At 41.2% G+C, this 24871-nt stretch carries 20 protein-coding genes; 14 read left to right on the top strand and 6 right to left on the bottom strand.

Annotated features, from left to right (window positions below; genetic code table 11):
• Position 1: 1 nt before the first annotated feature.
• From LEP1GSC050_RS12430 to LEP1GSC050_RS12420, 3 genes are read right to left on the bottom strand one after another with little or no spacing between them, the layout of a single operon-like run.
• A complete protein-coding gene (locus LEP1GSC050_RS12430) occupies positions 2-763 on the bottom strand; it encodes a ParA family protein (RefSeq protein ID WP_010571535.1) in 762 nt (253 codons plus the stop codon).
• Positions 738-1529, bottom strand: coding sequence for an RsmG family class I SAM-dependent methyltransferase (locus LEP1GSC050_RS12425; RefSeq protein ID WP_020987621.1), 792 nt, complete (start codon positions 1527-1529; stop codon positions 738-740). Before LEP1GSC050_RS12425 ends, LEP1GSC050_RS12430 begins: the two co-directional genes overlap by 26 nt.
• Positions 1526-2992, bottom strand: a complete 1467-nt coding sequence (locus LEP1GSC050_RS12420) for a M20/M25/M40 family metallo-hydrolase (RefSeq protein ID WP_010571534.1) — start codon at positions 2990-2992, stop codon at positions 1526-1528. Before LEP1GSC050_RS12420 ends, LEP1GSC050_RS12425 begins: the two co-directional genes overlap by 4 nt.
• Positions 2993-3219: 227 nt before the next feature.
• Between LEP1GSC050_RS12420 and LEP1GSC050_RS12415 the strand changes: the two genes are divergently transcribed.
• On the top strand, positions 3220-3960 hold the full coding sequence (locus LEP1GSC050_RS12415; RefSeq protein WP_010571533.1) for a hypothetical protein: 741 nt from the start codon (positions 3220-3222) through the stop codon (positions 3958-3960).
• A gap of 1210 nt (positions 3961-5170) precedes the next feature.
• Here the strand turns inward: LEP1GSC050_RS12415 and mnmG are convergent.
• On the bottom strand, positions 5171-7081 hold the full coding sequence (gene mnmG / locus LEP1GSC050_RS12405) for a tRNA uridine-5-carboxymethylaminomethyl(34) synthesis enzyme MnmG (protein ID WP_010571531.1): 1911 nt from the start codon (positions 7079-7081) through the stop codon (positions 5171-5173).
• 90 nt (positions 7082-7171) lie between these two features.
• Between mnmG and LEP1GSC050_RS12400 the strand changes: the two genes are divergently transcribed.
• The 10 genes from LEP1GSC050_RS12400 (at position 7172) to lenA (ending at position 20184) form a co-directional block, all read left to right on the top strand.
• Complete coding sequence (locus tag LEP1GSC050_RS12400; protein ID WP_010571530.1) at positions 7172-8095, top strand: branched-chain amino acid transaminase; 924 nt, start codon at positions 7172-7174, stop codon at positions 8093-8095.
• An 18-nt stretch (positions 8096-8113) separates the two neighbouring features.
• Complete coding sequence (locus LEP1GSC050_RS12395; protein ID WP_010571529.1) at positions 8114-9061, top strand: hypothetical protein; 948 nt, start codon at positions 8114-8116, stop codon at positions 9059-9061.
• A gap of 327 nt (positions 9062-9388) precedes the next feature.
• Positions 9389-10696 carry a chromosomal replication initiator protein DnaA gene (gene dnaA, locus LEP1GSC050_RS12390; protein ID WP_010571528.1) on the top strand — a complete coding sequence of 436 codons (1308 nt, stop codon included), beginning with the start codon at positions 9389-9391 and terminating at the stop codon, positions 10694-10696.
• A 326-nt stretch (positions 10697-11022) separates the two neighbouring features.
• Positions 11023-12144: a DNA polymerase III subunit beta gene (gene dnaN / locus LEP1GSC050_RS12385; RefSeq protein WP_010571527.1), complete on the top strand. Its 1122-nt coding sequence runs from the start codon at positions 11023-11025 to the stop codon at positions 12142-12144.
• A gap of 12 nt (positions 12145-12156) precedes the next feature.
• A complete protein-coding gene (recF, locus tag LEP1GSC050_RS12380) occupies positions 12157-13257 on the top strand; it encodes a DNA replication/repair protein RecF (RefSeq protein ID WP_010571526.1) in 1101 nt (366 codons plus the stop codon).
• The gene (locus LEP1GSC050_RS12375; protein WP_010571525.1) at positions 13250-13711 is read left to right on the top strand and encodes a DUF721 domain-containing protein; all 462 of its coding nucleotides are present in this window, start codon (positions 13250-13252) and stop codon (positions 13709-13711) included. The genes recF and LEP1GSC050_RS12375 overlap by 8 nt, the downstream gene beginning before the upstream one ends.
• A gap of 89 nt (positions 13712-13800) precedes the next feature.
• Entirely contained in the window at positions 13801-15714 is a 1914-nt protein-coding gene (gyrB, locus tag LEP1GSC050_RS12370) for a DNA topoisomerase (ATP-hydrolyzing) subunit B (RefSeq protein ID WP_010571524.1), read from the top strand.
• Positions 15715-15744: 30 nt separating this feature from the next.
• Positions 15745-18258 (top strand): DNA gyrase subunit A, encoded by a 2514-nt coding sequence (gene gyrA, locus LEP1GSC050_RS12365; RefSeq protein ID WP_010571523.1) that lies wholly within the window; start codon positions 15745-15747, stop codon positions 18256-18258.
• Complete coding sequence (locus tag LEP1GSC050_RS12360; protein ID WP_010571522.1) at positions 18255-19214, top strand: tRNA dihydrouridine synthase; 960 nt, start codon at positions 18255-18257, stop codon at positions 19212-19214. Before gyrA ends, LEP1GSC050_RS12360 begins: the two co-directional genes overlap by 4 nt.
• Positions 19215-19428: 214 nt before the next feature.
• Positions 19429-20184, top strand: coding sequence for a lipoprotein LenA (lenA, locus tag LEP1GSC050_RS12355; protein ID WP_010571521.1), 756 nt, complete (start codon positions 19429-19431; stop codon positions 20182-20184).
• A 99-nt stretch (positions 20185-20283) separates the two neighbouring features.
• On the opposite strand, the gene LEP1GSC050_RS12350 is transcribed toward lenA, so the two are convergent.
• The gene (locus tag LEP1GSC050_RS12350) at positions 20284-20838 is read right to left on the bottom strand and encodes a lipoprotein LipL21 (protein ID WP_010571520.1); all 555 of its coding nucleotides are present in this window, start codon (positions 20836-20838) and stop codon (positions 20284-20286) included.
• A 132-nt stretch (positions 20839-20970) separates the two neighbouring features.
• On the opposite strand from LEP1GSC050_RS12350, the gene LEP1GSC050_RS12345 reads away from it, so the two are divergent.
• Together LEP1GSC050_RS12345 and LEP1GSC050_RS12340 are read left to right on the top strand one after the other, a co-directional pair.
• Positions 20971-22545: an LIC10012 family protein gene (locus LEP1GSC050_RS12345; RefSeq protein ID WP_040911667.1), complete on the top strand. Its 1575-nt coding sequence runs from the start codon at positions 20971-20973 to the stop codon at positions 22543-22545.
• An 8-nt stretch (positions 22546-22553) separates the two neighbouring features.
• Positions 22554-23450 carry an AAA-type ATPase lid domain-containing protein gene (locus tag LEP1GSC050_RS12340; RefSeq protein WP_010571518.1) on the top strand — a complete coding sequence of 299 codons (897 nt, stop codon included), beginning with the start codon at positions 22554-22556 and terminating at the stop codon, positions 23448-23450.
• Here the strand turns inward: LEP1GSC050_RS12340 and holA are convergent.
• Positions 23395-24504 (bottom strand): DNA polymerase III subunit delta, encoded by a 1110-nt coding sequence (holA, locus tag LEP1GSC050_RS12335; RefSeq protein WP_010571517.1) that lies wholly within the window; start codon positions 24502-24504, stop codon positions 23395-23397. The two genes, LEP1GSC050_RS12340 and holA, sit on opposite strands and share 56 nt — an antisense overlap.
• Before the next feature lie 123 nt (positions 24505-24627).
• Here holA and LEP1GSC050_RS12330 point away from each other — a divergent pair, with 123 nt between their 5' ends.
• The gene (locus LEP1GSC050_RS12330) at positions 24628-24849 is read left to right on the top strand and encodes a hypothetical protein (RefSeq protein ID WP_010571516.1); all 222 of its coding nucleotides are present in this window, start codon (positions 24628-24630) and stop codon (positions 24847-24849) included.
• Positions 24850-24871 lie beyond the last annotated feature (22 nt).

Genomic DNA, 24871 nt, shown 5'->3' with positions numbered 1-24871 from the left:
TTTAGTTTTTCCCGGCCACTTCTAACGCTAAATTACGATAACTTTGAGCCCCGACACCTTCCGGGTCGTATGAGAGAATCGACTTTCCGAACGAGGGGGCTTCGGAAAGTTTGATGTTCCTTGGAATAACAGTCGTATAAACTTTGTCTTTGAAATATGCTTTTACGTCTTCCGCGACCTGCTGAGCGAGATTCGTTCGTTTATCATACATGGTCAAAAGAACTCCTTCCAATTCTAAAGAAGGGTTCAATTTTTCCTGAACTAGCGAAATAATTTTCATTAACTGGGTCAATCCCTCTAAAGCGAAGTACTCGGTCTGTAAAGTGATCATTACACTATCTGCCGCGCACAAAGCATTGATTGTCAATACCCCCAAAGAAGGTGGGCAATCGATTAGTATATAATCGTATTCAGTTCTAAGAAGACTGATCGCATCTTTCAGCCTAAATTCCCGATTTTCTTCAGCGAGTAGATCCGCTTCCGCGCCCGAAAGGTTGATATTCGAAGGAATAATATGCAGATTTTCCAGGTCCGTTCGTCGAATACATTCGTTCGCGGAACATTCACCGATTAAGAGCTCGTAGGAAGTTTTCGGCAGTGTATTGATTTCTAAACCTAAGCCGGAACCGGAGTTTCCTTGAGGATCGAAATCTACGATGAGAACTTTTTTTCCAATCGCGGCAAGATTGGCAGCAAGATTGATGGAAGTCGTAGTTTTTCCGACACCGCCTTTTTGGTTACTGATCGATACGATCTTTCCCATGTTCTAATTTACTCTCCTTGGCCAGAACCTTCCAAGCCCTAGGGATACCTTGCCTCGGTGAAAGAACCTTTTTCAAGAACTTAATATGTCGCATCCCTAAAAATTCAAGTGAGGGTAATGAAAGCGTTTTTAACAGTCTAAATCCTGTCGGTTCAAGAACTGCCTTGATAAGATTTATATCAAATTCATCTTTCCCGATAAATGGGACATAAATACCACCTTGTTTTACCCATCGACAGAGCACCTCTGCGCTCCAGGGAAAGGGTATAAATCCCCTCGACACCGCTAGATCCCAATCTCCCCTTCCTTCTTCCGCGCGCACATACACGCATTTCACACCGTTAATGCGGTTCGTTTGAATAAAGTCATCGGTTAACGAAAGCTTACGCTTCTGGGAATCTAATAATATTACCTTGGGTCGTTCCGAAGGTATTAGGCAGCGGAAAAAAAAACCGGGAATTCCGGGCCCAGTCCCGGCATCTCCCACCTTCCAATTGTTAAGCGAACCAAGTTCTTCACGGATCGAATAAATATGATAAATGGATTCGAGAACATGACGATCCAGAATCTCTTCGGTGTCTCTCTTTGAAAAAAATCCCCCTTCCTCATTTTTGTTTTCTAGAAACGAAAGAAAAGCGGCGATTAAATCCCAATCAAATAGCTTCAGAATCGAATCGCTTTCCTCAGGAAATCGAAAGCGAACGGAAGCCTGTATCCCTAATGAATCGTGAGTGAATTTCGCCGGGTGTTTATCCGATTCCGTCATTCTTTACCTTGAAGAATTTGGTTGTATTCGATTATGGTTTTGAACAAAATTTCGATTCCCATTTTTAATTCACCGACAGTCATACTTTCATTCTTTCCGTGAACACCGTCTATCTCTTCGGAGCTTAATAAGGCCGGTATGAGTCCGTAGCATTTCAATCCGATGGCTCTCAAATAAGAGCTATCAGTCGTACCGGGGGAAAGAAACGGCGCGGCAATCGATCCGGGTTCGATTGATGTGCTGACACCGGCCAGGACTCGAAAAAGAAGACCGTCTACCGGAGAACTTGTTCCCGGCTCTAAATGTCTGGCGGTTACTTCTACTCCGTATTTTTCTCCAAGAGTCTTAATCTCTTCAAAGAGTTTCCCTTCATCCTGACCAGGAAGAATTCGGATATCAATCGATCCCGTAGTCTCGGACGTGATAACATTGATTCCGACCGGATGACTATCGATACCTGTAATGCTGACCGTGTTTCTTGTCATCGCTCGCAGATGTCGATTGGAGTTAATTACTCCTTTCATTATCAAGAAAAGTAAAGGATTTCGGGAGCGCTTTAATACGAACGAGTTCGGAAACGGGCTAATATTTCCTAGGGAAAAAAAGAAAGCGGCCGTCTCATCCCCCAGCATAGTCTTGTCTCCGATTTTCTGAACGTCCTCCAAAAAATCCACCATCGACTTAGCTGCATATTTCAACGGAGGAGTGCTCCCATGACCGGCATCCGCTTTTGTTTTCAGATCTAACCAAACCGCACCTTTTTCCGCGTTTTGAATATTAAAAACCTTAGAGCCTTTGATCGCTATATCTCTCGAACCTGTTCCGCCCTCGTTCAGTACGTATTCATATCCGTTAAATAAATCTCTATGATCCTTTATTAAGAAACGAGCACCATGAAGGGAACGACTCTCCTCATCCGCGAAGGCAAGAAACATTAGGTTACTTGCTAACGGAATCTTATATTCATGCGCTAATAAAAACGCATACAGTTCCATTATGCCTAGGCCTTTGACGTCGACTGCACCTCTACCATAAATGCGATCACCTTTTCTAAGTCCGGAAAAAGGAGGCTCAATCCATTCTTTAGCTTCCGCTTCGACAACGTCGATATGACTTGTTAAGATCAGTCCTCCTTTTGATTGATCCTTACCTTTCAATTCGGCAACGATGGAAGCTCTCTCCGGTTTCCCTGGAAATTCTATAATGCGAGACTGGATTCCGCGCTTATCTAAAATTGATTTTAGAAAGAGGGCCCCTTCCTTTTCTCTTCCTCGGACTGTTGCGATTCTGATATAAGTTTGAAGATCCTTGGCAGCCTCTTCACTAATTTTACCGTAATCGAGTTTTGGAAACTCTGCCTTAGGAGTTATCGGACTGATTCCACGCTCTGTAAAAATGATCGTATAAAGCAGGAAGATTCCCAGAAGCCCGAGAAATCCCAATCCTATTTTTTTTAGGGACATAGTGCCTTTCCTTGGAAGTTGTTAAGGATCGGTTTTCGCTTTTTGGGCTTCCATATGACGGCGCCCGACATTTACGACTGTTCTAGTTCGCATCGAAAGTTAGCTTTACTTGATCCAACTGCAAGGAGAATTCTTACCCGTCTTTTGGAACCCCGGGTAGAATAACGGAAAAGCTTATTAATATTTTTATATAAACGCCGATGTGTCTAACAAGAGGGTATTCATACATGTTCCGTATCGGATTCTTTACCTTAATCATTCTTTTTGCGTCGTCGCTCTATTCGTTCACTCCGGGAAAATGGTCTCACACCGATCGCTATGTTATCGGCTCGGAAAAAGGAGGCCCCTCTCAGGAAGTAGTCAAGAACTCAAACGGAAAGGTCATATATATTGCGAAATACTTGTACGACGAATCCGGAAAACTAGTTCGGGAAGATTATATTTCTCAGGACGGAAAGTCGGACGGATACACTAAGTTTTCTTATAAGGACAAGAAAGTTCAAAAAGAAGAACTCTTCGATAAAGATGGAAAGAGTGTAGAGACAAAATCATTCGCGTATGATAAGAATGGTGTTCTTTCTTCCGTAGATCTTTTTGACCAAAACGGGAAACTCATTTTAAAATGTACGATCCTTTCGTGGGGTGAGAACGGCTTAATCAAAGATGCTCAAACTGATTGGACCGATTCGAAAGAAGTCGAACGTTTCTCCATCGTAAAAGATTCTAATAAACCGGGACTTTATCAGCAAAATATCTATAATGAAGATAAGCAACAAGTAGCTTCTACAGTTCTTACGTTTGATAAAGAAGGAAAACTTATTAGCCGCATGAACGTTCAGGGAAATTTAGAACGATTAAATCGGATGATCTGGGATAATAATAACCGCTTACAGCAATTTACTTTTCTAGTAAAGCAAGGAGACAAATGGGCCCTCGAAAAGACCCACGAGTTAGTTTACGGAAAGTAATCGGAATCGATTGATTCATTAAAAACTCTCCTATAAATTTGCCCGCATTATCGGCGGGCTTTTTTATAAGTCGCGACCGTTTCACGTGAAACAACTTGGTGAAGCGAGACTTTGGAATCCAACTTTTAATCTTCCAAGGCTAGTTGACTCTCAATCGAACTTTCTTAGAAGAGGAAAGACAGCGTAGTTCGATTTTGAAGCTTGAGAGGAGATATAATTATGAAATCTTTAGCAATCTCCACGTTGAAAACGTGGATCCGATCTTACAATTTCTCGCAACATCGTTTCGATACTGTTGAATATATCTGATCGATACTCGATAGGTTAATACTGACAAGATGTGTCTTTCTAAAACCCGATAATAAATCAGGTTTGCATTTAGCTTCGACCTCCATCTCCTTCTTCGGCGAATAAGGGGATTCAGAATCGAAGAACTCAATATCCTCGAACTATATTTCGCTCGGCCTCAAAAGAATCTCGTTGGGATTCATATTTAAAACCCATAATCCATTTCCGTTCCAGCAACGTCTCAACTTCCAACGCAGGCTTAAATGGGAGAGTGGCTATAAAAACCGAGCAACAAGAAAGAAGATCCGTATCCCTACTTTTCGAAATTGAACCTTTAATAAGACGAACCGATTTTAAATGAGAAGCGATCCTCTTTGAGAGTACGATTAAGATCTGACCCCGCTTAAGATTCTTGCGAACCAATGCCCGATCGAATAGACGGCAGTGGCTTTAATTTAAGAAAGTCTACGTTCGAAATGACGTGATTATCCTTCTTGATCGCGCAGACTATCATAACATTTGAATCCTATGCGAACAATCTTCATTCAACTCGGGAGAATTCCTCTTCCACAAAACATAAGCTCTGAATTTATCATAGCCTGATTAAAATGAAAACGTTTCACGTGAAACATGCGCAATTAACAGGGATAGAATATTACTCGCCAACGAATCCCCAAACCTTCGAACAAAATTCTCGCAGCATTGATCCAGATAATTCGGACTCAATTCTGCTCATTTTAAAATTTAATAGGGCAATCCCTTATAATAGGATTGTTTTATTGATGCCTCAGATGCTAAACCCAAGAACCATAAACGGAACTTTTCATGAACAAAAAAGCCCGCGAAATCGCGGGCATTAAGTTCAAAAATATTCGAGAATTAATCTAAAGTCTTAATTCATCACTCAAAGCTTTCTTTCAATTTATACCGCACTTAATCTTTTACCCTTAATATAAAACAAAAGCATATCAACGTCGCTCGGATCGACACCCGAAATTTGCGCTGCTTTCTCCAGGTTGAGAGGACGATGCTTGCTCAACTTTTGAATCGCTTCTTTCTTAATTCCGGGGACTACATTATAATCGATATCCTCAGGGATAATGGTTAACAAAAACCTCTTCTTCCAATCAATGGTATCTTGTTCTCTCTTAATATAACCTTCGTATTTAACTTCCATCTCGATCACTTTCTTATCTTCGGCAGACAAGGCGTTCGATTCAGGAACGAAGAAGGCAATGTCTTCGAAAGATATTTCGGGCCGCTTCAAAAAAGAATCTAATTTCGATCCGTATTTAAAACCCGTGATCGATTTTCGCTCCAGCAACGATTCAAATTCCGGCGTAGGTTTTAACGGGAGAGACTGGATCCTCTCTTTTACTTCATGAACTCGTCGATATTTCTCTAGCATTCCTCGATATGAATCTTCCTTTATCAGACCCATCTTGAAACCGTACTCCATGAGTCTTTGATCCGCATTATCCTGCCTAAGCAATAATCGGTGCTCTGCTCTCGAAGTGAACATCCTATAAGGATCTTCGACACCTTTATGCACTAGGTCGTCGACAAGCACTCCGATATAAGATTCACTTCTCGAGAATAACATCGGCTTCTCACCGCGCAACGAAGAGAGGACACTGTATGCCGCGACCAATCCTTGCGCTGCTGCTTCTTCGTAACCGGTTGTTCCGTTAATCTGACCCGCATGGTATAGTCCTTTAATCTTCTTCGTTTCCAAAGTAGGTTTTAATTCGGTCGGATCGACATAATCATATTCAATAGCATAACCTGGACGTAAGATCTCAGCATTCTCTAGGCCGGCAATTGAACGAACTAATTTCCATTGTACTTCTTCGGGAAGGCTAGTCGAAACTCCGTTTAAATAAATCTCCTTAGTGTCATATCCTTCCGGCTCTAAGAAAACTTGGTGTCTATCTCTATCAGCAAATCTAACGACTTTATCTTCGATAGATGGACAATAGCGGGGCCCTGTAGATTTAATTTGGCCGGAATACATCGGAGACAGATGAATGTTTTCGTTAATGAGACGATGCGTTTTCTCATTAGTGTACGTGATATAGCAAGGGATCTGTCTTCGAGTGATCTTCTCGGTAGAGAAGGAGAACGGAGAGGGATTAGGATCCCCATCTTGGACAATCATCTCGGATAGATTTACGGAATTTCCATGTATGCGCGGTGGAGTTCCCGTCTTCAAACGTCCTAATTTGAGATTATATTTAGCAAGAGATTTAGAAAGTCCTTTAACCGTCGGTTCTCCAAAGCGACCGTTTTCTTTTTGATACGTTCCAATATGAACGATGGAAGATAAAAATGTTCCTGTCGTTAGGATAACATGGCTGGTAAGAATTTCAAAACCTCTCCCGGTCCTGACACCCACTATAGCATCGTTTTCAATAAGCAAATCTTCCACTGTATCCTGACGAATCGAAAGGTTCCGGATTTCTTCCAAGGTGTGTTTTACTTTTAACTGATATTCTTTCTTCTCTGCCTGCGCTCTTGGAGCCCAAACGCTAGGGCCCTTGGACGTGTTTAACATTTTAAACTGTATGCCGGTCGCATCGATCATTCTTCCCATCAGGCCGCCTAGAGCATCCACTTCTCGAACCATATGTCCTTTTGCGATTCCTCCTATAGCGGGGTTACAAGACATCTGGCCGATCGTATCTAAGTTCATAGTAATTAAAAGAGTTCTAGCGCCTCCAATCGATGTGACATATGCAGCTTCGGCGCCGGCATGACCTGCTCCCACCACTACACAATCGAATTTGTTCGGAAAAAAAGAAGATTCCATATGTCCTTTAGACTCTACTTGCATAACTCACTAATTCCGTTTAGATGATTAGTCGACAGCGAAACCCATGCAAAGAATCATGTAATCATTAGTATCCTTTCAGGTTCCCTGTACATGCCCGAATCTATCAAGAAACTCTCCTACTTTGAGGGAAAAATAGTCCCCGAAACAGAAGCTAACATCAATATCAAAACGCATGCCTTGCAATACGGTACCACTGTCTTCGGTGGCATTCGCGGGTACTACGATGAAGCATCTAAAAACCTTTATGTTTTTAGAATTTTAGATCACTACAAAAGACTTGTGAACTCCACTAAAATCATGCAGCTAAGGTGCGAAAAGACTCCGGAAAATCTTCGGGACATAACCTTGGACTTATTGAGGCAGTCGGGATACGAACGGAACGTCTATCTTCGTCCTTTCGTCTATACATCGGCTCTTCAACTATCTCCGAGATTCCACGACGTTCCAACGGAAATAGCGATCTATGTACTGGAGCTCGACGATTATCTGGATACGAAACGCGGATTAACTACTATGGTATCAAGCTGGCGAAGATTCGATGATACTGTGATTCCGACTCTCTCCAAAGTTTCCGGGGGATATGTAAACTCGGCTCTTGCAAAATCCGAAGCTGTCCAAAACGGGTATGACGAAGCCATCTTCTTAGATGGGCGCGGTTTTGTTAGCGAAGGATCTGCCGAAAATATTTTCCTAGTAAGGGACGGTAAGATATTAACTCCGTCGATCTCCTCCTCGCTACTTGAAGGAATAACTCGTCGATCTGTATTACAAATCGCAAAAGATCTCGGTTACGAAATCATCGAACGCGAAATCACCAGAAGCGAGTTATACATATCGGATGAAATTTTCTTTTCGGGGACCGGGGTTCAGATTGCTTGGGTAAGCCAGGTAGATCGGAGAACAATCGGTACAGGAGAAATAGGTCCGATCACGCAGAAACTTCAATCAATATTCTTTGAATTAGTAAAGGGAAGAATCCCCGAATACAAACACTGGTTGACTCCCGTATATTAAAAAAGTTCTAATTCCGAGATGGGTGTCAGCTTTGGTATCGAAGAAATTCAGGGTCAAGAGAAGGCTCTCGTCTTTCTAAAAAAATACGTTCTTCGCCCAGATTTAATTCCGCCCCTCTTAGTTTTTCACGGCCCGGAAGGAACCGGAAAAGAAGCCGCTGTTGAAAGATTCATTCGACACGTACTATGTTTAGAGGGAACATCTTGCGGCCTTTGTCCTTCCTGTAAAGCCTTCATGCATCATACTCATCCGGACATTGTATGGTTTCCCGCAGACAGAAATAAGCAAATCTCGATCGGTAATGAAGAGAATCCCGAAGAGTTTACGATTCGATGGCTTATCAGAACAAGATTGTATTATAAACCTCATGTCTCTAAGTTACGTTTCATAATCATCCCTGACGCATCCATGATCGGCAATGAGGCAGAAACGGCTCTCTTGAAATCCTTGGAAGAGTCGCCTACCTTTACTCGATTTATCTTTCTTGTAGATTCATTAGATTCTTTGAAAGAAACTATCGTAAGCCGTGCTGTCTGTATTCCGTTCGGATATCTTCCGCAGGAAATCGTTCGTAGACTTCATCAAAAAGAAGGAAAGGAATATTTTTCCTTCCAAGGTGGAAGTATGGAAACGTTCGATTGTCCCAAAGAGGCTTTGGATATAGTCCTTTCGAAAATTACAGATCGTGTTCAAACCCCGTTGCATCTTTTGCATTTAGAAGAATGGATCCTGAATTATAAAGACGATCATCCAGAATGGAAAGATGGATTTTCTTTTAAGGATTTTTTGGATTTAGTAAGTCTGATACTACTTCAAGAATTCTCTAAATCGTCTTTTGAAGAAAATTTTCCGAAGTTAGAAGCGATTTTTAGATTCAAAGAGAACCTTCATCAGAAAATTCACGGACAAGAGAATATAATTTTCTCTAAGCTCGTTCACGAACTCAGTCTTCTCTCTAATCGTTAAACGACATCGAATAAAATTAATCACAAATAAAAACAATCAATCACCTAACATGTATTAGGTTTTACTACTCGTATCATTGCTAATTATACAAGCGACATAATATTTTATCTATCCCTAATCTCTTTTGTTTTTCCTAAGGATTCTAAAAGGATTCTCGAATTTTCATTTGTAGGTCACCCTCCCCGGAAAAATAGTGTATTCTCATCGGAAGATAACTGCTTTCGTCGAATTCCCCAGACTTTTATTTTTTTCCGGTGTGATTCCAAATTTTGTGGAAACAAAGCAGCCGGCGGATCAGGAACTTAGAACTTTATAGGAGTGTTTTGCTTGGACTCAAGCTGGAAGCGTATACTAGACGAAGTATCTAAGGAAATTCCGCCGACTTACTTCGATAAATTTATCCACACGCTTCAGTTAGATAGCTTGACTGATGATAAATGCATTCTTGTAGCACCTTCGTCCAATATCAAAACCCACGTAGAGAAGAAATACCAAACCTATATAGAGGAGGCTATCTTCAAAACGACTGGAACAAGAATTCCAGTAGAGTTGGTGCTCGAATCTTCGACGAGCTTACAACTCGTACTGAAAGAATCCTTTAGAGACAAATCTTATTCATTCAACCAGGATTATACTTTTGATACTTTCGTGGTTGGAAACTCCAACCGTCTTGCATACAGTGCCGCCATCGAATGCGTCCGCAATCCCGCGGAGATTAACCCTTTCTATCTTTTCGGTAAAGTGGGTGTTGGGAAAACGCATCTATTACATGCCATCGGTTCGGAGATTATCAAAAAGGATCCGTGGAAGACCGTTCATTATATCGATATTAAAACATTCATGAGCGAGTTTCTATTTGCTCTTCAATCAAGGGACGCAATCGAGTCTTTTAAGATAAAGTATCAATCATATAATTGTTTACTGATCGACGATATTCAACTTCTGAATACCGGCGCGGAGAAAACCCAGGAAGAATTCTTTACCATATTCAATTTTTTATTCGAACGCAAGAGACAGATCGTAATAGCATCGGATAGGCCGAGTTCGGAACTTCCTATTCAAGATAGATTAAAATCTAGGTTCGTTACAGGCGTTCAAGCGGACATACAACCTCCCGATAGAGAGATCCGAATCGGTATACTAGAAAAACAGAGTAGAATTCTCAATCTAGGCCTTTCCAAAGAAGCGATCGAGTTAATCGCAGATCTTATTCAAGACGATACGAGGACATTGCTCGGGGCTTTAAATGATCTTGCGTTACATAAAAAGACTTTCTCTCACCTTTTTTTCACTTCTTCAATGATTGAAGAGATTCTTAAAAATAGGATATTTCGGAAAAAAAATCTTCAATTAAGCCATGATAAAGTAATCGAATTCGTTTCAAATACTTACAATTTAGATCCGAAAGAAATAATGGGAAAGAGTCGTAAAAAGGAACTGATTGTGCCTCGACATCTTTGCATGTATATTCTTTATAAAAGCTATCGATTGAACAAAAGTCAGATAGGGCGAATCTTCGGTGGGGAGCATACAACGGTGATACATGCTGTCCGCAAAATTGAATCCCTTATAAAAGATGATAAAAACTTCTCTGATAAAGTGAACGAAATTCTCTCCCGCTTCCAATTCCAATAAGATCCAAAAATTCGGTCCTAAAAAAGAGACATAATATAGGTAGTAAATTGTAAGTAACCTATAAATTAGATGTATATAATATGTCTATAAGACATAAGACCAAATTACTGTCTCATCAAATCAAACTTATCTACCGTTGCTATCACGAACAAGGGGTGGTTTTTTCCATTCCTCGGAAATTGTACTTTCCAATATATATGCGACATATTTCCCTATTCTCTAAAGCTACATAGTTTTTTACATACTTACAGGTACAAGTACAACAACAGTACTTATATAATAACCTTATATATAGCTTACTATATTTTGAAAAAGGAGTTAGGGAATTGAAGATTAAAGTGAACACCTCGGAATTCCTAAAATCGATTCACGCCGTTGAGGGCGTCATATCCGCTCGTGAAATTAGATCTATATTATCAAATCTTAAATTAGAAGCGGAAGGATCGACGGTTTCTATTTCTGCAACGGACCTGGAGATATCCATTAAAACTTCTTTAAGTGCCGACGTTCAGGAATCGGGAAGTATTTCTTTACCTGCAAAACAGTTATCAAGTATCTTCAAAACGATACATTTTGAGGAAGCGTTACTGTCCAAGAATGATAGCGAAACTGATTCGAGCATAACTTACATAACCGATGCCACTAAAAAGAACGATTATAAAACTAAGTTAAACGGAATGGATGCCGAAGAAATAAAAACTATTTCGAAAGTGGATCCTTCTATTATCTCGGAGTTCCCGACTGCCCTTGTTGGGGAGATGATTCGGAAGACCGGATACGCAATCGCACATGAAGATCAAAGATATATCTTTAACGGACTTTATATGGTTCCAAAGGAAGACAAATTAATTTTTGCCGTGACTGACGGTAGAAGGTTATGCAAGATAGAAAGAAATTTACCGTCTCCCTTGAAATTTAAAGAAGCAGTAATTATTCCCGCAAAGGCCATTAGGGAAATATCGAAAATGATTACGACTGCGGAAACAGGAAAAATAGGAATCGTAGACAATCAAATTTATGTTAACGCGAATAATATAGAATTATTATGTAAGCTAATCGAAGGAAATTTTCCGAACTACGAGCAGGTAATTCCAAAAAGCTCTAAGTTTTTCGCATTAATTCCAAAGGAGAATTTTCAAATCTACTTGAGGCAAGCTTTAATTGCTGCAGAAGAGCCGACGCGCCAAATAAGATTAACTTTTTCTAAAGACAATTTGAATTTCTATGCTCAAACCCAAGGCGTTAATGAAGTAAGTATTAATATGCCGATAGATTATTCGGGCGACGAGATTACGGTTGCGTTTAAAGGCGAATATTTATCCGACGTATTCAAGTCTATCGACGATAACGAATTTAGGATTGAATTCAGCGATTCCAGCTCCCCGGTAGTTTTCAAAGACCCTTCCGATCCTGACTTTATTTCGGTAATAATGCCGATGAAAATATAAGCCGAAAAGAGAATGTTTTTACGAAGCCTCAGGCTTCTCAATTTTAGAAATCATGAAAGTATTAGCTTGGATTTTGATTCCAGGCTGATTTTTTTTGTGGGCGAAAATGGGGAAGGAAAAACCAACCTTTTGGAAGCAATTTCCATCGTTTCTTGGCTAAAAAGTTTTAGAGAATCCGAGGATGGAAATTTAGTTCGATGGAACGAGGACGGCTTTTACATAAAAGCGGAGATCGAGTCGGATCGAAAAAAAGACATTCTGGAAATCGGATATTCTAGGAAGCCAACTATTCGAAGAAAACTGAAGTTCAATCAGGAAGAGATTAAGAAACGATCTGATTTGGTCGGAAAGTTTATAACCGTCCTGATGACCCCCCTCGATTTACAAATTGTGGAAGGAGGACCGGTTGAGCGTCGAAGATTTTTAGATAGTTTCTTATCTTCCTTCGATCGTTCATATTTGGATGACCTCATTGAATATAATAAAATTCTTAAACATCGTAACGCGCTACTAAAATCTGGTTCTCGAGATTCAAGTTTATATTCGGTTTGGAATTCCAAACTAATCGAGAAAGGAGGAATTCTATATCGTAAAAGAAAGGATTTAATTTATGAATTAGATAATCTTTATCAGACTAATTTGACGCTATTAAGCGGTGGGAAAGACAATTTACAGCTACGCTATAAGCCTAGCTTTACCGATGAAGAAGAATTTGAAAACCTACTTGTTCGAAATCTTTCTAGAGACCAAAGATTAGGTTATACGTCCGTTGGGATTCATCGCGACGATATGTTTATAGGAACAAACGATATGGATATTACGGATTTTGCCTCGCAAGGACAAAAAAGAAGTACCGTTATTTCCTTAAAGGCAGCCTCCTTCGAATATTATAGAAAATTTTTGAAAATTACGCCTGTACTTTTAATAGATGATGTTATCCGAGAATTGGATGTTAAACGAAGAGAATATTTCGTCGAACTCGTTTTAAATGCGGGACAGGCATTTTTTACGACGACCGATTTGGAAGGGATTGCCGATTATGTAGGAAGATTACAGGATCGAAAACAAGTTTTTTTAGTTCGGAACGGAGAGGTCCAGGCGATCCATGGATAAACCCGGTAAGCCAGATAAAGTAGAAATCGACGAATTCAAAAGCCTCCTTGAAAATCTCGGTTGGACCGAAGCCAATTTACTTACGCAAATTTCATTGAGAACTCTTGCCCAAAGATGGTCAGATATAGTAGGCCCAATCTTTGCGAATCAATCGGAACCTTCCGCTATTTCCGGGGAAACGTTAATCGTAATCGTTTCGCATGCGGCTTATAAACAAGAACTCCTATTTTTGAAACATCGAATTCTTTCGCAATCCAAGCGTTATTTAGGTCGGGAAACGATTCGCAAACTAGAAATTCGTGTCGGTAGTTTATCAAAAAACACAAGAAAAACGACGGTTATAGAACGGGCTAGCAACGGAATCATTGGTAAAGAAGACTTACTCGCAATCGCCGAAAAGGAAGTAGATCCTGATGCACGAAAGCGCCTTTTAGAGCTAATCGAATACCTTTGAGAAGGTTCTAATCTTTCCTAGCATTAAAGCGAATTTCCTTGCCTCCTTAGCGTTTTCGGGAAAACTATTCCTAGATCCTGGAGGACCAAGTGACCCAAATAGACAATAGTTACAGCGCTGGCCAAATCAAAATTTTAGAAGGTCTAGAAGCTGTTCGCAAACGTCCTGGGATGTATATAGGTACGCAGGATGAAAGTGGCCTTCATAAAATGGTCTATGAGGTCGTAGATAATTCCGTGGACGAGGCAATGGCCGGCCATTGCACAGAGATAACGATCTCTATTTTACCCGATAATATAATTGAAGTTAGGGATGACGGTCGAGGAATTCCCACTGCTATTCATCCCGATAAAAATATATCCACGATCGAAGTCGTTATGACAATCCTCCATGCAGGCGGTAAATTCGAGAATGATGCATATAAAGTATCCGGCGGTTTGCACGGCGTCGGTGTTAGCGTGGTCAACGCCCTTTCAGAATGGTTGGAAGTGGAAGTATACCAACGCGGAAAAATACATTATCAAAAATATGCAAAAGGTATTCCACAAGGTCCTGTAAGCGTTATCGGCGATTCGGATGCCCGAGGAACCGTCGTTCGTTTTAAACCGGACGCAACAATTTTTACTACGACCGAGTTTCAGTATGACGTATTAACCACTCGTTTTCGCGAACTTGCCTTCCTGAACAAGGGCTTGAAACTTATCGTTAAGGATACAAGGAAGGCGGAAATAGAGGAACACGACTTTCTATTCGACGGGGGAATCGTATCTTTCGTGGAGTATCTAAATGAAAATAAACACCCGTTACACAAAACGATTCACTTCGAAAGAAATAAAGACGACGTAGTCGCAGAGATCGCTATTCAGTATTCTGATACCTATTCGGAGAATATATTCTGTTTCACGAATAATATTAACAATAGTCTCGGCGGGACTCATCTGGAAGGGTTTAGAGCCGCATTAACGCGAACTCTAAACGATTTTCTGAAGAAGGATCAGCAGTTAGTAAAAAAACAACCGACCGGATTATCCGGAGACGATTTAAAAGAAGGATTAACTGCGGTGATTTCCGTAAAAATTCCTCAGCCACAATTTAACTCTCAAACGAAAGAGAAATTGGTTAATGCCGAGATAAAAGGAATCATGCAAACCTTAACCGGGGAAGGGTTATCCCTGTTCTTCGAGGAAAATCCTTCAGTAACTAAGAAAATATTAGAAAAATGTATTCTAGCGGCTAAAGCGAGGGAAGCTGCAAGGAAAGCAAGGGACTTAACCCGAAGAAAGACCGTTCTTGAAGGGGGAGGTCTTCCGGGAAAATTAGCGGATTGTTCCGAAAAAGATCCAGCAGGCTCGGAGTTGTATATTGTGGAAGGGGATTCGGCCGGCGGATCTGCAAAACAAGGTAGAGATAGAAATTACCAAGCAATTCTTCCTTTGAAGGGTAAGATTCTTAACGTTGAGAAATCCCGACTAGATAAAATCCTAGGAAACGAAGAAATCAGAACATTGGTCTCCGCGCTCGGAACAGGGATCGGTGAGGATGAATTCAATATAGATAAAATCCGCTATCACAAGATCTTTATTATGACGGATGCGGATATAGACGGATCACATATTCGAACTCTGTTACTTACATTCTTTTTTCGTTATATGAAAGCAGTTATAGAGAAAGGATTTCTATATGTGGCACAACCTCCTTTGTATTTAATAAGGCACGGAAAGACGGCGACGTATCTATATTCGGATAAAGAAAAGGAAGAATATCTTAAAACTATAGGAACAGATAAAGCCGTAATTCAGCGCTATAAAGGACTCGGTGAAATGAATCCGGAACAACTTTGGGAAACGACAATGGATCCCGAAAAACGTGTCGTACTTAAAGTAAAATTAGATGATTACGTTGAGGCGGAAGATACCTTTAATATTCTTATGGGAGACGAAGTAGTCCCGAGACGTAGGTTCATAGAGGTAAACGCGGCGAAAGTTGCGAACCTAGACCTCTGATATATAGAAAGATAGGAGCTCTAAAAGCGAATGAGCCAAGAGATGGAAAATGAAATAAAAACCTTAGGGTTTAGTCCCGCGTCAAGGCCCGACATAGGCGAGGCGTTAAAGAACGGCGTACGGGTAATTCCGGTTGAAATAGAAGATCAGATGAAGGAGGCCTACCTAGGGTACGCGATGAGTGTAATCGTCGGTAGGGCTCTTCCCGATGTACGCGACGGGCTAAAACCTGTGCATAGAAGAATTCTCCATGCGATGAATGAGAGAGCTTGGAGAAGCGATAGACCTTACGTAAAATGCGCAAAAATCGTCGGAGAAGTCATCGGTAATTATCATCCGCACGGTGATAGCGCCGTCTATGACGCTCTGGTGAGAATGGTTCAAGAGTTTTCGCTGAGAGTTCCGTTAATCGACGGTCAGGGAAATTTCGGATCCATTGACGGGGATAATCCTGCCGCTTACCGATACACCGAAGCTAGGCTCGAAAAAATCGCCGAAGAACTTTTACGCGACATCGAAAAAGAAACCGTAAACTTCTCACCCAACTTCGATGACACGAAAGAACAGCCGGATGTTCTTCCTGCCAATTTTCCGAATTTATTAGTCAATGGTTCTTCCGGAATAGCTGTCGGAATGGCGACTAATATGCCTCCGCATAATTTAAAGGAAACGATTGAAGCGGTAGTTTCAGTGATTCGAAATCCGGATATTACGATTCCCGAATTACTAAAAATTATGCCCGGTCCCGATTTTCCGACAGGTGGCATCATCATTGGTGGTGAAGGATTACTTTCGGCTTACCATACCGGTCGTGGTTCGATTCGGATTCGTTCCAAAGTAGAGATAGAAGAAAATAAAAAAGGAAGAGAGGTTATCGTCGTAACCGAAATTCCTTATCAAGTTAATAAACGAACTCTTCTGGAAAGAATCGGCGAGCTGGTAAACGAAAAGCAAATCGAAGGAATATCGGAGATTATGGATCTCTCGGATCGAAAGGGAATCCGTGTCGAGATCCATTGTAAAAAAGATTCCAATGCACAAGTCATACTCAATCAACTCCTTAAACTAACTCAGCTACAGATAAGTTACGGGATTACTATGCTTGCGATTTTAGACAACAAGCCCAAGATCTTTAACTTAAAAGAAATTTTGGTCGCTTATTCTATTCATCGAAAGGAAGTCATAGTACGAAGAACGCAATTCGATCTGGATAAGGCGGAAAAGCGCGCGCATATTTTAGAAGGTTTGAAAATAGCCCTCGAAAATATAGAAGAAGTCATAAAAGTGATTAGGGCCTCCAAGAACGCCGCCGAAGCGAAAGAGCAATTGATGCTGCGCTTCGTATTATCGGACGTTCAAACGGACGCGATATTGGAGATGAGACTTCAAAGATTAACGTCTTTAGAAGTTCAAAAAGTCATAGACGAACTAGAGGAAGTTAGACTATTAATTCTGGATTTGAAAGATATTTTATCCAATCCGGCAAGAGTTTCCGATATCGTTTGTACCGAATTGCAGGAAGTTTCCGATAAATTCGGAAATAAAAGAAAAACCGAAATTAGTTTAGAAAGCGTAGAGTCATCCACTTTCAATGCCGAGGACTTGATAGCGGATGAAGAAATCGTTATCCAGATAACCTATGACCAATTTGTTAAGCGTTTGCCGATAGATACGTTTAAACGACAACGCAGAGGTGGAAAAGGAATCCAGGGTCTTTCTCAGAAACGGGACGACGTCGTCAAAATCATGAGATCGGCGATGACCCACGATAGCGTTATGTTCTTTTCCAATATCGGAAAAGTTTACATGATGAAAGCATATGAGCTACCTCAGGCTTCAAAGGAAGCGCGTGGCAAATCCTTAAAGGCAATTATCGGTCTGGGCGAAAGTGAATACATATCTTCCGTATTCACTTTCCGAGACGAAGATAAGGGAAAGGACCTTCTTTTAGTAACACGTAGAGGTTTTATTAAGCGCGTAGAGTTGTCTGAATTTGGGAACGTAAAAAAATCAGGCATCATTGCCATCGGCCTCCGGGATGGAGATGAGCTGATTACCGTAGAGTCCGTCGTCAAAGGCGATGATGTTATGATTTTTTCCAGCAAAGGGTTGGCCCTTCGAATAGAAATGGATACCATTCGAGCCCAGGGACGAGCTGCACAAGGCGTAACCGGAATGCGATTGGGCGGAGACGATGCCATTGTCGGTCTTTCTAAAGTAGTCGAAGGTGACGATATTTTCGTAATTTCCGAGAACGGTTACGGAAAGCGTTTGGGCTTCGACGAATTCTCCACCAAAGGACGCGGAGGTAAAGGGATGGCCTTCTTAAAGGTTGGAGAAAAGAACGGAGCGGCTGTCGGAGTCAGTTCTGTGGGCGCTGATGACGAGATTATTCTTGTTACTCAGCAAGGCATGGTTATCCGGACAGAAGCGAACCAGATTTCCAAAATGGGTCGGACGGCCGTTGGGGTTCGGGTGGTCGACATTAAAGATAACGATCGCGTCCAAGATTGTACCGTAATCGGTGAAAGTAAGGAAAAATGATCCGCATCGGGTCGGTCGAAATTCCGGGATGGTTCGCTATGTCGCCGATGGCCGGCATTAGCGATAGTCCGACTCGAACAATGGCAAGACGTTTCGGATCCGCATTCTCTTATACCGAATTCGTTTCGACGGATAATTTAGCGGTCGGCTCAAAGAAGGCGCTTTCTTTATTACGATTTCGTGATGAAGAAAGACCTGTGAGTTTTCAAATTTTCGGAAACAAGTTAGAAATTATAGTCGAGGCGGCCAAAAGAATTCGGGAATTGAATCCCGATATTATAGATTTGAATATGGGCTGTCCGACCAAAAACGTATCAATGCGCGGATCCGGTGTAGGCTTGCTAAGAAAGCCGATCTATGCCGGAAAGATCATCGAAGCATTACGTAAATCGTTGGATATTCCGGTCACTGCAAAAATTAGATTGGGATGGGATGATACAACGCGAAATTATATGGAAGTATCTCGCATTTTAGAAGAATCAGGTGTGCAGGCTATTTCTGTCCATGGTCGTACGAAAGAAATGGGTTATTCAGGAAAAGCAGACTGGGATGCGATTGCCGATATAAAGGCGGCCAGAAATGTTCCGATTTTCGGAAACGGGGATGTGGTTTCTTATTCGGATGCACTGCATAAAAAAAACACTTATGGAGTCGATGGAGTTTTAATCGGTCGAAATTCGATTGGAAATCCTTGGGTATTTTCCGGCATAGATCGGCAGAATATAAATATTTCGGAATCAGTACGAGTTTCGTTGATGCATTTGACATTGATGGTGGAAACGTTCGGAGAAAAATTCGGCGTAATTCTGTTTAGAAAACATCTAATTCGATACTTTCAAGGAAAAGAGAATTTTACTCCCGTCCGAGTTGAGTTACTGAAGGAGGAAAATTTTGAGAAGATAAAAAGTTTACTTTTAGCATTAGATTCCTCTTTCACGAAGACCTGCGTCGCTTAATCTCCTTTCAAAACACGTCCGATTGGTTTCGGACTTCTTATATTCAATTAAGCAAAAATCAATCGAGAAGATTTATTTTCTCATATCGGCGAGAGATACAAAGTAACTATCAAATTTGATCCTCCCGATTCTATGCGTAACCAGCTTAGGAATGAGATTGACAGGAATTTTTATTCATCCCTCATTATGACTTCATAAAGGAGTATGAGACCAAATGAAAATAACGAGCAATATTCTGAGCGCTCTTGTCGTTTTTAGCATTTTTACTCTAGTCGGTTGTAAAAAAGAAGTACCTTCCCAACAAAACCAAATTGTAGGTACTAAATATTCCGGCTGGGACCAGTGGATTTATAAGAACCCGGGTAGTACGAGTAAGGCGGATCAGGCATCTCTCGTTTACGGAATGGAAGAAGTTTCAGGAATTGAAATCGTAACTCGTGAGGAAACGGATAAAAAAGGTAATAAAATTGTCACGGAGTATTTAAAATTAAAGACCGTTGATAATAAGGAAGGATTTGCTCCCGCGAAAAATTTCTTTGATGCGATTCTGTTCGTAGTTTCGGAAGGAGATCAAACGTTTGCGAAAAATTCCCTGACGTCTCCTTCAAAGGGTAAATTGCAGCGCGGTATGTATTGCTTGGAAGTAGAAGCCAGCGGAGATTTCGCTAAAGTGCGATGCTACGGATCCATCGTAAAAGGAGGCAAGCTTACGGATATTATGGACGTCTGGATTCAACCTGCCTCCCCTAATATTTCAAAGGACCCTTTATTAGGAGATACTTTACGTAATTTGAGAAGTGCCAGTGCCAAGTTAATCGAATCTGCAAAAACTTCGGAAACAGCGAAGCAGGAAGAATTAAAATCGTCTGCAGCGAAGTTATTGAAATCGGTAGCGGAAAAAGGAGATCAATTCTTGGAAGATGCAAATTCTATGGCTACGGAATACGGATTAACGTTAAACGAGCAATAATTCCTTACCTCCTTTCAATATCTAAGCATAAAAAAAGCCTCACTTTTTACGGTGAGGCTTTCCTTTATAGGTAAGTTAAAAACCTAAAGAAGATAGTGCTTATTTACCAACTTCTTGAGCTTTCGCAACTAGAGCGTCGCGGCCGCCTGGGAATTTAGCGTAGATAACACACTGACATTCTTCCCAGTTGTCTTTAGAAACATCTTTTGGATCGGAACCAGCGCCAGTAGCTTTACACTCGTAAACCCCTACACCTTTAACGATACCAGCAGATTGCGAAACGATTACGTTCGCAGTTGCTTCACCGTCGGATACTCCAGAAGCAGATTCAACAGTCTCACCGACCATTTTCTTAACTACATCGGAAGCTCCTTGAAGACGAGACGCTTCACGGCAAGTGGATTGCATCATCGCCGGGCTCTTTTTAGCAACAGCCTTTGCGGAGGCACGAGAAGCAAACTTCATGTAGTAATAATCTTTAGGATTGGTATCCTTCGGAGTTTTCCCGTCGCTTCTTTGTTCAGGGGGACCACCCCAGCCTTCGAAAGACCATCCGCCGTCACCAACAGAGGTAGCATCCTTTTGCGCAGTGTTAGGCCCGCAATAGGAGAAGAGTACAGCCGCTAGTGAAATAGCGATTAGTTTCTTGATCATCATTTTCTCCTTGATCAGATGGTTTTGAGGAATATATCCATTAAACGGATTCCGCAACCATTTTTAATGAAATGTTTTAAAATTATTTTTTCCAGGGAACTAAGGAATAAAAAATTTCTTCGCAGCGCACAATTGTCAAAAAATTTCTGCATAATTTGCACTACTCTGCTAATGCTTCCGGTAAGCGACGCAATAGCGACGACGATGGCGTTTCTTCCGGGGCATTGGGAAGGCATAGCACCTCAATCGATAGAGGGAACGGGTGAAAAACCGTTCGAGTTGTCTAGATTGGGCCAATTCTACGCGAGCAAAGCCTACTCGATAAAGATCAAAGATACATTTCGAGATCAAAAAGATCCGGATGCAATGGAATATTTGCGCGCTCAGCTGTCGAAAGAGCAATTTCGCGAAGCTTGTTTGCGATTTAAAACAGACTATGTCGTACGAGACAGCGTCGAGATCCAAACCAAGATTAGAATCGATCGATCCGTCTTCGATTGTAATCTATCTCGATGGGAAGAATTTTCCTCAATCGGCAAGAGAGATTTGTTCGAAGTATATGAGAAGTTGACCCGAGAATCATTCCCTTTCGTTCCAAGGAAGAAAATTAAGGGAAATATTAGCAACACTGCCAATTCTCCGAATTTGCAAATATTTATGGTGGATGGCTCGTTTTCTTTCGCTTCGGAAAGAAAAGAATTTATGTCTCAAATAGAGGCATTTTCCTGGCGACCCGAAACTCGATTTCGCTTAGCAGTTTTTGGAGAAAGTTATTCTAAGATATTTCCCGAATCTTCTCGCGCGGAATTACGAAATCAATGGAAAGATTGGAAGCCAAGCGGTAAATCGACGACTATGGACCTGGGTAATTCCCTAGTTAGATTGCGAAGAATTCTGGTTTCCGAAGATAAAATGGGAACCAAACCTGATTTATCCATAATCATACTGACGAATGCGAAAGGAGGACAAAATGATAGCGTCTATCCCGCTGCGATCGAATCCCTTCGCCAGATCGGATGTAAAGTGATTATTTTATATTCCTCTTATTCAGGACCAGAATCGAGAAGACCGCATAGGGATGCGGTTAGCCGGGGTGCGGACTTTCGTGAAGTTACATATTTTCAAAGAATCGTCACGGCTAGAGATTCTAAAACTCTCGTCTTTCAGGGTGGAAGATTGTACACCACGCCGGAAGTTTTAGATCCGAATGCAGAAATCGATGAAACCGTTCTAGAAAAAGTAGAAATGAGCGGCTCTTATTCTGCTGGAGAGTTTTTAAATCCTTGGACTCTTTCGGAAATTTATGAGAAAATTCGAAAGGAAAAAGTTATTTCCTCCGAACCTGTCCGAAGCAATTTTTCCATCTTATTGGCTAAATCAGTCTCAGGTTCTTCTAAAGATCGATTTTCAAATTCAGGCAAAAAAGCGTTAATAAAAACCAAAGGGAGAGCTTTTTGGATGCAATTTCCCTCTTTTTTCGAACTATCCGAAGGTAAAAAAGGTACCTGGAAAGTTACCTTTCTTTCTTCCGCATCCTCCTCCGAAGGGGTCGAAGTACTACCGGAATCGGTAGAGGCGTATCCCTATTCCCCACCAAAGACTTTGGATTGTGATCCTTCGACCGTAAGAAATTATTTTCAGAATACGGAGAAATCAAAATTCGATTGTTTGGTGCGGGGGGAAATCTTGGAACTCTCCCGTCCCTGATACAGCCAATGGAAGATTTTGAATTCGTTGCTCTGTCGCCCGTAACAAAAAAGCTCCTGGATAGAATCCGACAAACCTCGGCTTCCGAACTGCCTGTTCTCGTCTTGGGAGAAAATGGTACTGGAAAAAGTTACGTAGGAAAGCTGTTTCACTCCTTTTCAAAACCGCAATTTCCCAGTTTTCTCTCCGTAGATTTCGGATTAGCGGAATCGGAAGAGGAAGCGAACGAGATTTTTTCTTATCTGGAAGGTAAGGATCGAAATCTTATTTTGATCGAAGGGTTTTCAAAATTAGGAAGTAATAATCAAGTTAGGCTTCTGCAAAAAATCCGCGCCGAAAAAGGGAGAAATCGGTACATCCTAGCCGAGACCCCTTCACTCAATGAAAAAGTTCGTCAGGGAATTTTACTAGAATCTCTTTTACTAGAAATTCAGACTTTGCAAGTACAGCTTCCTTGTTTGCGAGATCGGAAGGAGGATATTCCGTCGCTAGTTCGTTTCTTTTTAGAGGAAGTAAGTAGGCGATATAATCGTAAGAGTATTAAAATTTCCGAAAAGCTTGGAAACTTTCTGCTCGAATACGATTACCCGGGAAATTTACATCAGCTTCGTAATCTCTTGGAAGGGATGGTTTCTATGCATAACACTAAAACTCTGGATATTAAACATCTTCCGCCGGAATTATTCGAGACACGATATAGAAACGAAAATGGATTGGAAGTTCGCACCGGAATTCCGTTAAGGGATTACGAAAGGGAAATTATTAGAAAGAATTTACTACTTGTAAACGGAAATAGGGAGAAAGCTGCGCGTATACTGGGGATTTCGGAGAGAACGATCTACAGAAAGATTACCGAGTTTGAACTGTACGATCCTGACGACGAAAAAAATTCTCCACCCGCCTGAGAAAATAATAAACGGTGTCTTCCTTTTCTGCTCCGGTTTTTATCTTTCGATTGATATCGATGATGAAATCATAGAGTTCGAGTACATCTTTATCCGAAAAAAGGGAATTTTCCTTTCGTAAACGCCTGAACATATGGCTTTTTCTTCCCGGCGAATAATTTTGCATCTCTAGTAAGTCCGATTGTTCTTTTTCGGAGAGAACGTTATCGTAAAAACGCGAGATTACCTTAAACTTTCGCAGCCTATCCGTGTGGTCCTTTAACAAGGAAAGAAATAGTAAAAGCGAATCCTTGCCGATTCTGAATTTAGAGAATTCTTTTGCAAAACGCAAGGAGTCCCGTTCGAAAAAGAAATCCAGGATTTCAGGCGCGCTAAACTCGGAAGACTGAAATAATACTTCTTTTAAATCTTCTAGTTTAAACGATTTTTTTCCTAAATATAATCGCATTTTTTCAAGATTTTTTAAATAAGAACCGGCGCTTGGATTCACTCTTAAGATAAATTCCTCCTCCGCTTGGTCGTCTAGTTTTACGTCGGCTTCCTTACATGCCCGAAGAAAAGCTTCTCTTCGTTTATCAGGATAGATTTTCCCCGATTTGAAATACTTCGCTTCCGCCCCGAATAACGAAACTAGTTCTTTGGAAATGTCCCAATGATCGTAATGAACGAGAACTTTCACCGATTCCGGTAAAGAGGAAAACTGGGTTCGGGCGCCGGGTTTCGATTTACCCTTACCTAATAGCGGTTTAAAAAAATCGGTTCCGGATTTAATCACGAATAATTTGCGTGCCGCGAACATATCCAAATTCATGGCTTCATTTTGAAATGCTTCCAAGTCTCCCGGCTCAGACACGAAGACTACTACTTCAAATGGGTCACCAGATTTACGAAACGCTTCTCGGTAAAGATCGCTAACTAATCCGAATTCGTACGAATCCTCGGAAACGACGAATAGAACCTGAGGTAGTTTTTCGATTCCTCCCTTCGCTTTATGGAGGAAGTCTAAGAGATTTTCGTAAGAAGGGGCGGAAGATTCTCGAGTACTTGATGCCACAGAAACATTCTGCAGCTAAATTCGGGTGAGTCAAGCGGATGATCTTAGAAATCGGCCTAAAGCTTGAGCCGTTTAGCGCCGATCTAATACTTGAAGAGGCTAAATTTTCCTCTTCGAACAAGTATGAAAATTAGCGACGGAATTCAGAGGATTTCTTATCCGGAGGAAACTCTTACCTATGTGAAGCCGATTTTAAATCGGACGATCGTTCCCCCCGTTGATCCTATAAAGCAGAAGGATTTTTCAAACTTAGGTCAGAATCTAAAATTTTATGGGCCTGAAGGAACTAGTAAAACCGAGGAATCTAGTTCAGCGAAAGGTCGCCTGCTCGATTTTTACGCTTAATCGAAATCTGCTCCTTGCTTCC

This window comes from Leptospira broomii serovar Hurstbridge str. 5399 (assembly GCF_000243715.2).
Classification (GTDB): domain Bacteria; phylum Spirochaetota; class Leptospiria; order Leptospirales; family Leptospiraceae; genus Leptospira_B; species Leptospira_B broomii.
This window is presented reverse-complemented; position numbering and strand designations above follow the sequence as displayed.

Bases quoted from the DNA above. Each gene is read 5' to 3' on its own strand.
- LEP1GSC050_RS12340 (WP_010571518.1), top strand. From the start codon at position 22,554: ATGGAAGATTTTGAATTCGTTGCTCTGTCGCCCGTAACAAAAAAGCTC.
- LEP1GSC050_RS12415 (WP_010571533.1), top strand. From the start codon at position 3,220: ATGTTCCGTATCGGATTCTTTACCTTAATCATTCTTTTTGCGTCGTCG.
- gyrA (WP_010571523.1), top strand. From the start codon at position 15,745: ATGAGCCAAGAGATGGAAAATGAAATAAAAACCTTAGGGTTTAGTCCC.
- recF (WP_010571526.1), top strand. From the start codon at position 12,157: ATGTTTTTACGAAGCCTCAGGCTTCTCAATTTTAGAAATCATGAAAGT.
- LEP1GSC050_RS12420 (WP_010571534.1), bottom strand. From the start codon at position 2,992: ATGTCCCTAAAAAAAATAGGATTGGGATTTCTCGGGCTTCTGGGAATC.
- lenA (WP_010571521.1), top strand. From the start codon at position 19,429: ATGAAAATAACGAGCAATATTCTGAGCGCTCTTGTCGTTTTTAGCATT.
- LEP1GSC050_RS12425 (WP_020987621.1), bottom strand. From the start codon at position 1,529: ATGACGGAATCGGATAAACACCCGGCGAAATTCACTCACGATTCATTA.
- LEP1GSC050_RS12430 (WP_010571535.1), bottom strand. From the start codon at position 763: ATGGGAAAGATCGTATCGATCAGTAACCAAAAAGGCGGTGTCGGAAAA.
- LEP1GSC050_RS12395 (WP_010571529.1), top strand. From the start codon at position 8,114: ATGGGTGTCAGCTTTGGTATCGAAGAAATTCAGGGTCAAGAGAAGGCT.
- LEP1GSC050_RS12375 (WP_010571525.1), top strand. From the start codon at position 13,250: ATGGATAAACCCGGTAAGCCAGATAAAGTAGAAATCGACGAATTCAAA.
- LEP1GSC050_RS12350 (WP_010571520.1), bottom strand. From the start codon at position 20,838: ATGATCAAGAAACTAATCGCTATTTCACTAGCGGCTGTACTCTTCTCC.
- mnmG (WP_010571531.1), bottom strand. From the start codon at position 7,081: ATGCAAGTAGAGTCTAAAGGACATATGGAATCTTCTTTTTTTCCGAAC.
- LEP1GSC050_RS12360 (WP_010571522.1), top strand. From the start codon at position 18,255: ATGATCCGCATCGGGTCGGTCGAAATTCCGGGATGGTTCGCTATGTCG.
- LEP1GSC050_RS12400 (WP_010571530.1), top strand. From the start codon at position 7,172: ATGCCCGAATCTATCAAGAAACTCTCCTACTTTGAGGGAAAAATAGTC.
- LEP1GSC050_RS12330 (WP_010571516.1), top strand. From the start codon at position 24,628: ATGAAAATTAGCGACGGAATTCAGAGGATTTCTTATCCGGAGGAAACT.